Genomic DNA, 11732 nt, shown 5'->3' on the forward strand with positions numbered 1-11732 from the left:
CGCGGCGATCAGCGCAGCTCCGACACCAGCACCGCGCTGGTGCCGGGGCTGCGCGCTTCGAAGACATGCGCCGCATCGCCCGCGTATGACAGGTAGTCACCGGGGTGCAGCAGCTCCGGCGCGTCGGCCGGGCCGATCAGCGCCTCACCGCTGACCAGCACGACGTGCTCTGTCGTGCCGGTGTGGTGGGGGAGCGATCGCCGTGGCTCTCCCGGCTCGGCCTGGATCAGGTAGATATCGCGCCGTGTGCCGGGTGCTGCGGCTGAGAGCAGGGTGGCGAGGTAGGGGGATGCTGCTGACGGCACTCCGGCGTGATCCCCGAGCCGGATGAGTCGGGATGCCGGCGCGCGGTCCTCGACCAGGGTCGCGAACGGGACACCCAGCGCATCGCCGATCGCCCAGAGCGTCTCGACGCTGGGGTTGCCTGCACCGCTCTCCAGCTGCGAGATCGTCGCCTTCGACACGCTCGCGCGTCGTGCGAGTTCCGACACGGACAGTCCTGCTCCCTCGCGTTCGCGACGAAGAGAGTGGGCGAGGCGCTCTCGCAGTTCCATGCGTTCAGTATGTCAAACGATCGTTCGACTTGACTGCACTCTCGCAGGTGTTCAGAATGATGATCATGCGTTCATCAGAGCGAACAGTGGTGCGTGAGCAGGCTCGAAGAGAGGTCTGGCGCGAAGGGCTCGGCGTGGCCATCGCCACGAGCGCCTACGGCATCTCCTTCGGCGCCCTCTCGGTGGCATCGGGGCTCGACGTCTGGCAGACGTGCGTACTCAGCCTGCTGATGTTCACCGGAGGATCCCAGTTCGCCTTCATCGGCGTCTTCGGGGCTGGTGGCATAGCCGCGCTGCCGTCGGCGATCGCCTCAGCCGCGCTGCTCGGCGTGCGCAACGTCGCCTACGGCATGCGGATGTCATCGATCATCGGCGACGGCTTCTGGCGTCGTGCTGCGGCCGCGCAGGTGACCATCGACGAGTCGACCGCGGTCGCGATCGCCCAGGAGCGGCCGCAGCTGCGTCGACTGGGATTCTGGCTCACCGGTCTGGGGGTCTTCATCGGCTGGAACCTCACGACCCTGGCCGGTGCCCTGCTGGGCGACGTGCTGGGGGACCCGAAGACGTGGGGACTCGACGCGGCCGCAGCCGCGGCCTTCCTGGCCCTGCTGTGGCCCCGGCTCAAGCAGCGTCAGGCGATCGCCGTCGGCGTGGCCGCGGCCGTGGTGGCGGCGAGCCTCACGCCGTTCCTCATGCCGGGCCTGCCCGTGCTCGTGGCCGCGTGCGTCGCGATCCTCGTCGGGTGGTTCAACTGGCTCGGGCGTGACGCTCCGCGGCAGACGCTGCAGGGGGTGGGCGCATGACGGTCTGGAGTGCAGTGCTGCTCGCCGCGTGCATCTGCGTGGGGTTGAAGGCGGCAGGCTATCTGGTTCCCGCGCGACTGCTCGAGGCGCCTCGCCCGGCGCGGATCTCCGATCTGCTGACGGTCGCGCTGCTCGGCGCGCTGGTCGCCGTGCAGACGCTCGGCGCGGGGCAGGCCGTCGTGGTGGATGCGCGGGTGCCGGCTGTCCTCGTCGCCGCCGGCCTGCTGTGGATGCGGCAGTCGTTCCTCGTCGTCGTGTTCGCCGCAGCAGCCGTCGCCGCAGTGCTGCGGTTGCTCGGACTCGCGTCGTGACACCGTCTCGCCGGCGGCCCGCCGCACAGCCGGAGGAAAGCACCGCGCAGTAGGCTGAACCCGTGCGCAGAATGCTCTCTCGCGGTCTCTCCTGGCTGGCCGCCGCCTTCGTCGGGGCCGTCTACGGCATCGCCGCGACCATCGCGCACAGCTACACGATCGGACCGATCCCGGTCGGCATGATCCTCGGTGCGATCGCCTGCGCCGCGCTGCTCGTCGCCCTGCGTGCGCTGACGGGCGATCGCTGGGCCGCGCTCGCAGCCGGCCTCGGCATGCTCGCTCTCCTGCTCGTGATCTCGCAGCGGGGGCCCGGCGGGTCGATCATCGTGCCGAACACTCCCCTCGGCAACATCTGGATGTATGTCGCCGCAGGCATCGTGATGCTCATCGTGGCCTGGCCGGACACATCGCGGCTGCGTGCGCTGTCGCCGGGCACGGCCGCTCCTCGCGGCGAGGCGCGCTGAGGGGTCGTAGACTGATCACGTGACGTACGTGATCGCCCTTCCCTGCGTCGATGTCAAGGACCGCGCCTGCATCGACGAGTGCCCCGTGGACTGCATCTACGAAGGTGAGCGGATGCTGTACATCCACCCCGACGAGTGCGTGGACTGCGGTGCCTGCGAACCGGTCTGCCCCGTCGAGGCGATCTACTACGAAGACGACCTGCCCGAGGAATGGGCCGACTACTACAAGGCCAACGTCGAGTTCTTCAACGAGATCGGCTCTCCCGGCGGCGCCTCGAAGGTCGGCGTGTACGACTTCGACCACCCCGTGGTCACCGCGCTTCCCCCGCAGGGGGAGTAGGTGGGGGTCCGGGATCTCGCGGACTACCCGTGGGATGCGGTGGTGCCCTACCGTGAGCGGGCGTCCCAGCATCCGAATGGTCTCGTCGACCTCTCGATCGGCTCGCCGGTCGATCCGACGCCTGAGGTGATCCGCCGCGCGCTCGCCGAGGCGACCGACGCGCATGCCTACCCGCAGACCGTCGGCACCGGCGACGTGCGTCGCGCCATCGTCGACTGGTACGCCCGCCGGCGCGGCGTGCCGGATCTCACCGAGGCCAACGTCATGCCGACGATCGGCTCGAAAGAGCTCGTGGCGCTGCTGCCCCTGCTGCTCGGTCTCGGAGCCGGCGACATCGTCGTGCATCCGCGCGTCGCCTACCCGACCTACGCCGTCGGCGCGGCCGTCGCGGGAGCTGCGGCCGTCGCCGCCGACGACCCCGCCGAGTGGCCCGAGGGCGCCAAGCTCATCTGGATCAACACGCCGGGCAACCCCGACGGCCGAACCTGGAACGTCGACGAGCTCGGTGCCGCCGTGCGCCGTGCGCGCGAGCTGGGCGCGGTGCTCGCGAGCGACGAGTGCTACGCCGAACTGGGATGGGACGGGCCCTGGGGGACCGAGTCGATCCCCTCCGTTCTCGATCCGCGGGTCACCGATGGCAGCCGCGCGAATCTGCTCAGCGTGTACTCGCTCAGCAAGCAGTCAAATCTCGCGGGGTACCGAGCCGCGTTCATCGCCGGATGCTCGAAGCTCATCGCCGAGATCCTCGCGGCGCGCAAGCACCTCGGTCTCATGCCGCCCGCCCCCGTGCAGCACGCCATGGCCGTCGCACTGCGCGACGACGAGCACGTCGCGACGCAGAAGCGGCTCTACCGTGAGCGGCGCGACGTGCTGCTGCCCGCCCTCGTCGCTGCCGGCTTCCGCATCGACGGTTCGGAGGCGGGCCTCTACCTCTGGGCCACGGAGGGGCGCGATGCCTGGGACTCGATGGACCGTCTCGCCTCACTGGGCATCCTCGCCGGACCAGGACACTTCTACGGCGATCACTCGGGCCAGCACGTGAGGCTCTCGCTCACCGCGCCGCTCGACCGGGTGCAGCAGGCGGCGGCTCGACTCGCGTCCGCTGCACACTGAGGTTTTGTGCACATCAGCCCGTGATGGCGCCGATCTCTTGGCGGATGTCACAGTAGGCCGACGGCACGACTAGGCTGTAGGGGCGATGGGGTCCCACGCGACCCGGCGCTGCGTGCGTCTCACATCGCCTACGACGATACGAACGCAGCAGGAGGTTGGCGTGAGCGCAGCTCAGCCCGAGAAGGCTACTCTTTCGATCGGCGACACCACAGCGGAATTCCCCGTGGTCCGCGGGACGAGCGGCACCGACAGCATCGACTTCTCCACGCTCACGCGTCAGACCGGCTACACGGGCCTCGACTACGGGTTCGTGAACACGGCGTCGACGAAGTCGGCCGTCACCTTCATCGACGGCGACCAGGGCATCCTGCGCTACCGCGGGTACCCCATCGAGCAGATCGCCAAGAACTGCAGCTACCTCGAGGTGGCGTGGCTGCTGATCTACGGCGAGCTGCCGACCGCGACCGAGCTCGCCGAGTTCGACGAGAAGATCCGTCGGCACACGCTGCTGCACGAGGACCTCAAGCACTTCTTCTCGGCCCTCCCGCACACCGCGCACCCGATGGCGGTGCTCTCTTCGGCGGTGGCTGCGCTGTCGACGTACTACGAGGGCCAGACCGACCCGAACAACCCCGAGCACGTCGAGCTCAACATGGTGCGCATGCTCGCCAAGCTTCCCGTGATCGCGGCCTACGCGCACAAGAAGAGCGTCGGTCAGGCATTCCTGTATCCCGATAACTCGCTGAGCTTCGTCGACAACTTCCTCAAGCTGAACTTCGGCGTGCACAGCGAGCCGTACGAGGTCAACCCGGTGATGTCGAAGGCGCTCGAGCTGCTGCTGATCCTGCACGAGGACCACGAGCAGAACGCGTCCACCTCGACCGTGCGCCTGGTCGGCTCGACCGGCGCCAACCAGTTCGCGTCGATCTCGGCCGGCATCCAGGCGCTGTCCGGCCCGTTGCACGGCGGAGCGAATGAGGCCGTGCTGACCATGCTCGGACAGATCCGCGACTCGGGTCAGAGCGTGCAGCGCTTCGTCGAGAGCGTGAAGAACAAGGAAGCCGGCGTCAAGCTGATGGGCTTCGGTCACCGGGTCTACAAGAACTACGACCCGCGCGCCAAGCTCGTGAAAGAGGCCGCAGACGAGGTGCTCGCCGAGCTCGGCGTCACCGACCCCCTGCTCGATCTCGCCAAGGAGCTCGAGGAGATCGCCCTCGCTGACGACTACTTCAAGGAGCGCCGGCTCTACCCGAACGTCGATTTCTACACCGGCGTCATCTATAAGGCGATGGGCTTCCCGACGCGCATGTTCACCGTGCTGTTCGCGATCGGCCGTCTGCCCGGCTGGCTCGCGCAGTGGCGAGAGCTGAACCTCGACCCGCAGACCAAGATCGGCCGCCCGCAGCAGCTCTACGTCGGCTCGCCCGAACGCAGCTACCCCGGGCGCTGAGTCGCCCCGAGCAGGGACGTCGACGCTCTGCGTCGGCGTCCCTCTGCTGTTCTGGCCGGTCAGCCGGCCCGAGCGGCCACGCAAGACGCAGAACGGCCCGCCGAGGAACCAGGTTCCTCGGCGGGCCGCTCCGGGATAGGTGTCGCGTCGGTCAGCGTCCCTGCGGACGGCTTGCGCGACGCGAGCCGGTGCGCGCGCGGGCGGCACCCTGGTCACCATGATGCGAGTGGGGCGCGGGGGAGCCCGTCTGCGTGGAGTAGCGGGTCTGGCTGCCCTGCGAGCGCGAGCGACCGGCGTCAGCGCGGCCCGCTTCGTGACGCGACGATCCGCCCTGGCGCTGGCCCGCGTTCTGACGCTGACCGCTGTCCGCCCGCTGAGCGGTGTCGGTGCGGCGGGCGGCGTCGCCCCCGTTCCCGCGGCCGCGACGGCGACGGCCGCCGTCACGTGAACCGGGCTGCGAGGCATCCGCCGCACCGCCCCTGGCCGCGGGCTTCGACTTCGGCTTGTTCTGCTGCTGCGCGACCGGAACCGTCTTGATCTTCGGGGCGCGCTCGCCGACGAGCTCCTCGACGATCGCCGGGGTCACGTCTTCCAGGCCGACCGTGATCTGGGCCTTCCGCAGGATGTCCTTCACGTCACGACGCTGCTCGGGCAGCATCAGCGTGACGACCGTGCCTGCGGCTCCGGCGCGCGCCGTGCGGCCCGAGCGGTGCAGGTACGCCTTGTGCTCGACGGGCGGGTCGACGTGCACGACCAGCTCGACGTCATCGACGTGCACGCCGCGGGCTGCGACGTCGGTCGCGACGAGAACCCGCACGCCGCCGTTCGCGGGGTCGGCGCCGAAGGCTGCGAGGTTGCGCTCACGTGCGTTCTGGCCGAGGTTGCCGTGCAGGTCGACCGAGGGGATGCCCGCAGAGGTCAGCTGCTTGGCGAGCTTCTTGGCGTGGTGCTTGGTGCGGGTGAACAGGATGCGGCGGCCGACGCCGGACGCGAGGTCCTCGACGAGCTTCTTCTTGGCATCCGCGTCCGAGGCGATGAGCACCCGGTGGGTCATCTCGCCCACAGGCACGCTCGCCTCGTCGACCTCGTGGCTGACAGGGCTGCTGAGGAAGCGCTTGGCGAGCGCGTCGATGCCGCGGTCGAGCGTGGCGCTGAAGAGCAGACGCTGGCCACCGGCGGGAGTCGCGGCGAGGATGCGGGTGACGCCGGGCAGGAAGCCCAGGTCGGCCATGTGGTCCGCCTCGTCGAGCACGGCGACCTCGACGGCGCCCAGCGAGACGACGCCCTGCTTCATGAGGTCCTCGAGGCGGCCGGGGCAGGCGACGACGATGTCGACGCCGCCACGGAGAGCCTGCTCCTGCGGACGCTGGCTGACACCGCCGAAGACGGTGGTGACGCGCATGCCGACGGCTTCGGCGAGGGGCTTGATCGTCGCCGCGATCTGGGTGGCGAGCTCGCGGGTCGGCGCGAGCACCAGACCGCGCGGGCGGCCCGCCTGGCGGCGGGTGCCGGATGCGGAGAGGCGGGCGACCAGGGGCAGCGCGAACGCGATCGTCTTGCCGCTGCCGGTGCGGCCGCGCCCGAGCAGGTCACGACCGGCCAGGGAGTCGGGAAGGGTGTCGCGCTGAATCGCGAACGGCTCGGTCTTGCCGTCGGCGGCCAGCACGTCGGCCAGCGCGGCGGGCACGCCGAGATCGATGAAGGAAGGCATAGGAGTATCTCCGGGAAAGGCGCAGCAGGGCTGCGGGAATGGGCGACGGCGCTGGTTCACGCATCGGTTCGCCGCTCGAGATGACCGCATACCGGATGCCGGTGCGGAAGGGTATCGACGACGCAGACGTCTCGCTTCGCGAGGGGCGTCGAGTCAACCCTAACAGTCGCAGCCCGTGCCGGCCTGGACGAACGCCCGTGCCGCCCGCCCGCCCTGCGCGTCAGCCCGTCTTCCCGGTGCTGTGACGTCAGGCGTGCAGCATCTCGTTCAGGAGCACACCGTGGCCCGAGCGCTGCACGACCTCGACCGCGCCGCTCAGCGAGTTGCGCCGGTAGAGCAGTCCGCTTCGGCCGGACAGCTCGGCGGCCTTGATCTTCTGCCGTGCTCCCTCGGGGGTGACCGGAGCGTCGGCGATGACGACCTTGGTGCCGGCGGTGATGTAGAGGCCGGCTTCGACGATGCAGTCGTCGCCGAGCGAGATGCCGATTCCGGCGTTGGCTCCGAGCAGGGTGCGCGCGCCGATGGACACGCGGTGCTGTCCGCCGCCCGAGAGCGTGCCCATGATCGATGCGCCGCCCCCGATGTCGCTTCCGTCGCCGACCACCACACCCTGCGAGATGCGTCCTTCGACCATGGATGCGCCGAGCGTGCCGGCGTTGAAGTTCACGAAGCCCTCGTGCATGACCGTGGTCCCGGGCGCGAGGTGCGCGCCGAGGCGCACGCGCGAGGCATCGGCGATGCGCACGCCCGCCGGCTGCACGTAATCGGTGAGGCGCGGGAACTTGTCGAGCCCCTGGAGCTGGATGCCGTGGCGCTGCAGCACGGGACGAAGTCGCGCGGCGTCGTCGGGGTGCATGGGACCGGCGTTGGTCCATGCGTTGTTCGGCAGATGCGCGAAGATGCCGTCGAGGCTGAGCTCGTTGGGGCGCACGAGCAGACGCGACAGCGCGTGCAGACGCAGGTAGGCGTCAGGCGTCGAGGTGACGGGCGCGTCGAGGTCGATGCTGAGCTGCACGTACTCGATCGTCACGCCGCGTCGCTCGTCCTCGTCGGCGAAGGCGCCCCACGTGTCGGCGGCCGCCGCCGCGTCATCGGGCTCCTGGGCTCCGAAGCCGACTTCGGGGTACCAGGCGTCGAGGACGGTCCCGTCCGACGCGATCGTGCTCAGTCCGATGCCCCATACCGTGCGTGCAGTGCTCATGCCTCTACGGTACGCGGCTCGACACACGACCGAGGAGTTATGACGACGTGGCTAGGCTGGGGACATGGTGCTCGATCTGACCGCATCCTCTCTCGAACTCACTCGCACGATCTGCGACATTCCCAGCGTGTCGGGCGGTGAGGCGCGTCTCGCAGACGAGATCGAGGCGGCCGTGCGCGCATACCCGCACCTCGAGGTCGTGCGCCACGGGAACACGGTCGTGGCCCGCACGGACCTCGGCAGGGCGCAGCGGGTGGTGATCGCGGGCCACATCGACACGGTGCCGATCAACGACAACGTGCCCACCCGAGACATCGAGATCGACGGAGTGCCCTACCTGTGGGGACGCGGCACCGTCGACATGAAGGCGGGCGTCGCGGTGCAGCTCAAGCTCGCCGCCGAGCTCACCTCGCCCTCGGTCGACATCACCTGGATGTGGTACGACAACGAAGAGGTCGACGCCGCGCTGAACGGACTCAACCTGCTCGCGCAAGCTCGACCAGACCTCTTCGAGGCGGACTTCGCGATCCTGGGCGAACCCTCCGACGGGCGCGTCGAGGGCGGCTGCAACGGCACGCTGCGCGCGGTGGTCCGCGTGCGCGGCGTTCGCGCGCACAGCGCCCGATCGTGGATCGGAGAGAACGCGATCCACGCGGCGGCTCCGATCCTCTCGCGGCTCGCCGAGTACCGGGCGCGGGAGGTCACGGTGGAAGGGCTCGGGTACCGCGAAGGGCTCAACGCCGTCAGCATCCGGGGCGGTGTCGCGGGCAACGTCATCCCCGATCTGTGCGAGGTCGATGTGAACTACCGCTTCGCCCCGAACAAGAGCGTGGCCGACGCCGAGGCGCACGTGCGCGGCGTCTTCGCGGGCTTCGAGGTGGAGATCGTCGACGCCGCAGGCGGCGCCCGCCCGGGCCTCGACGCCCCGATCGCTCAGCAGTTCCTCGCCGCCGTCGGAGGAGAGGCGCACGCCAAGTACGGATGGACCGATGTCGCGCGGTTCTCGGCGATGGGCGTACCAGCCGTGAACTACGGGCCGGGCGACCCGCACCTCGCGCACCATGACGAGGAGCGTGTGCCCGTCTCGCAGATCGAGGACGTCGAACGCGGACTCCGCGCGTGGCTCAGCGGCTCCTGACCGGGGGACTGCGCACCTGGATACGGATGCCGGTCGCCGGCCGCATCGCGATCATCTACCTCCTGGCGCGGCTGACCACGACCGGCTTCTTCGCGATCGCCGCCGCGACATCGCAGCCGGGATCGCGGTTCGGCATGCAGCCGACGATCGGCGACTACGTTCTGGGCTGGGATGCGCAGTGGTACTGGACCGTCGCCGTGTTCGGCTATCCGTCGACGCTTCCGCTGAACGATGCCGGCGAGGTCACCGAGAACGCCTGGGCGTTCATGCCGGTGTATGCGTATCTGTCGCAGTTCGTCGGACTGGGGGACTGGGGCGCGGGTGCGCTGCTGGTGTCGCTCGTCGCCGGATTCCTCGCGTGCCTCGCCCTGCACAGGCTGCTGCGTCGTCGGATCGGCTCGACCGCGGCGCTGTGGGCCGTCGCATTCTTCGCCTGCGGGCCCCTCGCCGCGCTGTTCCAGGTGGGATACGCCGAGAGCCTGTTCGTGCTGCTGCTGCTCATCGCCCTCGACCTCGCGTCGCGGCACCGGTACGGGTGGCTCTACCTGCTCATCCCGGCGATGGGCTTCACGCGGCCCGGAGTGCTCGCGTTCGCGCTCTTCCTCGGACTGCACGGCATCGCCCGGTGGTCTGCGCGAGAGCGCGAGCCGCTGCCTGCGAGAGATGTCGTGCACATCGTGGCTCTCGGCGCTCTGACCACGGCGGTCGGGTTCTCGTGGCAGGTGATCGCCGCGGCGGTGACGCGTGATCCCGGTGCGTACCTGAAGACCGAGCTCTCATGGCGGCGGAACTGGCTGGTCGACCCGAGTGCCGACTTCGTCCCCTTCGACGGGTTCGTGCGTGGCGCCGAGTTCTGGGCCAGGCAGTGGGGGATGCCCGCGTGGACCGGCTGGGTGATCCTCGCGGCGCTGGTGATCAGCGCGGCATACGCTCTGCTTCGCGCAAGGAGCGTGCGCCGGCTCGGCGTCGACGTTCGGCTGTGGAGCGCCAGCTATCTGCTCTACCTTCTCGCGGTGTTCTTCCCGCAGTCGAGCACGTTCCGTCTGCTGTTCCCGCTGACGCCGCTCGCGGGGGCCCTGGCGGTGCCCCGCTCGCGGGCGTACCGGTGGGGTGTGCTTCTCGGCTGCCTGCTGCTGCAGCTGCTGTGGATCCTGGCGATGTACGGCTCGGCGCGGACTTTCTGGCAGGTGCCGTGACGTCTCGGTGACGCGCGGACGCCGAACCTGTGAGCCTACCGATAAACTCGACTCATACCACCGAGGGAAAGGGTGCCACGATGGCAGCGATGAAGCCGAGGACCGGCGACGGACCGATGGAGGCCGTGAAGGAGGGGCGACTCATCATCGTGCGGGTTCCGCTCGAGGGCGGCGGCCGACTGGTCGTCTCCGTGAACGACGCCGAGGCGAAGGAGCTTCACGACGTGCTGGCAGCCGTCGTGAACGCCTGACCTGCTTGACGAGAGGGGCGGTGGATCTTCGGATCCACCGCCCCTCTGCTGCGTCCGGAGGTCGCTGCGCGTCTACTCCGCGATGCGGGTGAGCTGCAGCAGTCCCTCGCCCACGGTCGACAGCGCGGCGAGCACGGCCTGCGATTCCTGGGTCTCCTGCACCAGCGAGCGGTACGCCGTGGTCACCGCGTCTCGCTGCACGGGGTCAGCCACGCGGCCGCCGTGCAGAACGCGCGGCACCAGCACGAGTCCGCCCGTGCGCACGAGCCGCAGACCGTGCTCGACGTATTCGATGACGTTCTCGGCGTCGGCATCGATGAGGACGATGTCGTATGCGCTCTCGTTCATGCGCGGCAGCACGTCGGCGGCTCGACCCGTGATGAACCGGCCGCGGGCTGCGGGGATGCGCGCGTCGGCGAACGCCTGGCGGGCGGCCGCGAGATGCTCAGGCTCGTTGTCGATCGTGGTCAGCACCGACTGTGGCGCGCCACGCAGCAGCCACAGGCCGGAGACGCCGGCACCGGTGCCGATCTCGACGATCGATCGGGCTGCGGTCGCCGCCGCCAGCACGGCGATCTGGGCGCCGATCGCCGGGCTGATCGGGGCTGCTCCGAGTTCGAGTGCGTGGGCTCGCGCACGGGCGATCGCGGCGGGTTCCACGATGGTCTCGCGCGCGAATCGGGCGTTCGCGTCGTGCTCGCTCATGGTGTCTCTCCTCGGAAAAGCCGGTCACGACAAGCGTAAGCGGCCGAGGCGGCTCGGAAGGGGAGGCGCGGCGGGTAGCCTGGGGGGATGGAACTGGGGTTGACCTTCGACAAGCTGCTGCTGATCGGCCTTGTCGCTGTCATCATCATCGGCCCTGAGCGGCTGCCCAAGGCGGCAGAGACGTTCGCGAAGTTCGTGCGGCGCGCGGGGGAGTACCTGCGCGAGACCAAGAGCAAGATGCGCGATGAGCTCGGTCCTGAGATCGACGAGGTCGATTGGCGCAAGCTCGACCCTCGTCAGTATGACCCCCGTCGGATCATCCGCGACGCGCTCTTCGAGGAGCCCGAGTTCGACGCGCATCCGGCTCCGGCAGCCACGGCCGTCGCGACCGATCCCGTCGCGCCGGTGCGGCCTCGGATGACCCGCGTGCACTTCTCGCGGCAGACGCCGCCGCCGTTCGACGTCGAAGCCACCTGACCGTCGGTGCGAGCCGGC

General features: G+C 69.6%; 14 protein-coding genes. 10 read left to right on the forward strand and 4 right to left on the reverse strand.

What is annotated here, in order from left to right; all coding sequences use genetic code 11:
* Positions 1–8: 8 nt before the first annotated feature.
* Positions 9–554, reverse strand: a complete 546-nt coding sequence (locus AB0N59_RS08870) for an XRE family transcriptional regulator (RefSeq protein ID WP_363481732.1) — start codon at positions 552–554, stop codon at positions 9–11.
* Positions 555–619: 65 nt separating this feature from the next.
* On the opposite strand from AB0N59_RS08870, the gene AB0N59_RS08875 reads away from it, so the two are divergent.
* The 6 genes from AB0N59_RS08875 (at position 620) to AB0N59_RS08900 (ending at position 5035) form a co-directional block, all read left to right on the forward strand.
* Entirely contained in the window at positions 620–1357 is a 738-nt protein-coding gene (locus AB0N59_RS08875; RefSeq protein ID WP_363481735.1) for an AzlC family ABC transporter permease, read from the forward strand.
* Positions 1354–1668, forward strand: coding sequence for an AzlD domain-containing protein (locus AB0N59_RS08880; RefSeq protein ID WP_363481738.1), 315 nt, complete (start codon positions 1354–1356; stop codon positions 1666–1668). Before AB0N59_RS08875 ends, AB0N59_RS08880 begins: the two co-directional genes overlap by 4 nt.
* Before the next feature lie 71 nt (positions 1669–1739).
* Entirely contained in the window at positions 1740–2132 is a 393-nt protein-coding gene (locus AB0N59_RS08885) for a histidinol dehydrogenase (RefSeq protein WP_363484158.1), read from the forward strand.
* A gap of 19 nt (positions 2133–2151) precedes the next feature.
* Positions 2152–2472 carry a ferredoxin gene (gene fdxA, locus AB0N59_RS08890; RefSeq protein ID WP_363481741.1) on the forward strand — a complete coding sequence of 107 codons (321 nt, stop codon included), beginning with the start codon at positions 2152–2154 and terminating at the stop codon, positions 2470–2472.
* Positions 2473–3585, forward strand: coding sequence for a succinyldiaminopimelate transaminase (gene dapC / locus AB0N59_RS08895; RefSeq protein ID WP_363481744.1), 1113 nt, complete (start codon positions 2473–2475; stop codon positions 3583–3585). It abuts the gene before it with no gap.
* A gap of 160 nt (positions 3586–3745) precedes the next feature.
* Complete coding sequence (locus AB0N59_RS08900) at positions 3746–5035, forward strand: citrate synthase (RefSeq protein WP_204976020.1); 1290 nt, start codon at positions 3746–3748, stop codon at positions 5033–5035.
* A 151-nt stretch (positions 5036–5186) separates the two neighbouring features.
* Here the strand turns inward: AB0N59_RS08900 and AB0N59_RS08905 are convergent, their stop codons facing one another.
* Together AB0N59_RS08905 and dapD are read right to left on the reverse strand one after the other, a co-directional pair.
* On the reverse strand, positions 5187–6746 hold the full coding sequence (locus tag AB0N59_RS08905; protein ID WP_363481748.1) for a DEAD/DEAH box helicase: 1560 nt from the start codon (positions 6744–6746) through the stop codon (positions 5187–5189).
* Between the two features lie 247 nt (positions 6747–6993).
* On the reverse strand, positions 6994–7947 hold the full coding sequence (gene dapD / locus AB0N59_RS08910) for a 2,3,4,5-tetrahydropyridine-2,6-dicarboxylate N-succinyltransferase (RefSeq protein WP_363481750.1): 954 nt from the start codon (positions 7945–7947) through the stop codon (positions 6994–6996).
* A 64-nt stretch (positions 7948–8011) separates the two neighbouring features.
* Between dapD and dapE the strand changes: the two genes are divergently transcribed.
* From dapE to AB0N59_RS08925, 3 genes are all read left to right on the forward strand, one after another.
* Positions 8012–9085 (forward strand): succinyl-diaminopimelate desuccinylase, encoded by a 1074-nt coding sequence (gene dapE, locus AB0N59_RS08915; RefSeq protein WP_363481753.1) that lies wholly within the window; start codon positions 8012–8014, stop codon positions 9083–9085.
* Complete coding sequence (locus AB0N59_RS08920; RefSeq protein WP_363481756.1) at positions 9067–10281, forward strand: hypothetical protein; 1215 nt, start codon at positions 9067–9069, stop codon at positions 10279–10281. The genes dapE and AB0N59_RS08920 overlap by 19 nt, the downstream gene beginning before the upstream one ends.
* Before the next feature lie 80 nt (positions 10282–10361).
* Complete coding sequence (locus AB0N59_RS08925; protein ID WP_182252669.1) at positions 10362–10532, forward strand: DUF3117 domain-containing protein; 171 nt, start codon at positions 10362–10364, stop codon at positions 10530–10532.
* A 72-nt stretch (positions 10533–10604) separates the two neighbouring features.
* Here AB0N59_RS08925 and AB0N59_RS08930 read toward each other — a convergent pair whose 3' ends face one another.
* On the reverse strand, positions 10605–11237 hold the full coding sequence (locus AB0N59_RS08930; protein WP_363481759.1) for a class I SAM-dependent methyltransferase: 633 nt from the start codon (positions 11235–11237) through the stop codon (positions 10605–10607).
* A gap of 87 nt (positions 11238–11324) precedes the next feature.
* Between AB0N59_RS08930 and AB0N59_RS08935 the strand changes: the two genes are divergently transcribed.
* A complete protein-coding gene (locus tag AB0N59_RS08935) occupies positions 11325–11714 on the forward strand; it encodes a twin-arginine translocase TatA/TatE family subunit (RefSeq protein ID WP_363481762.1) in 390 nt (129 codons plus the stop codon).
* Positions 11715–11732: the final 18 nt, after the last annotated feature.

Source organism: Microbacterium sp. NPDC089321, assembly GCF_040684935.1.
GTDB lineage: Bacteria > Actinomycetota > Actinomycetes > Actinomycetales > Microbacteriaceae > Microbacterium.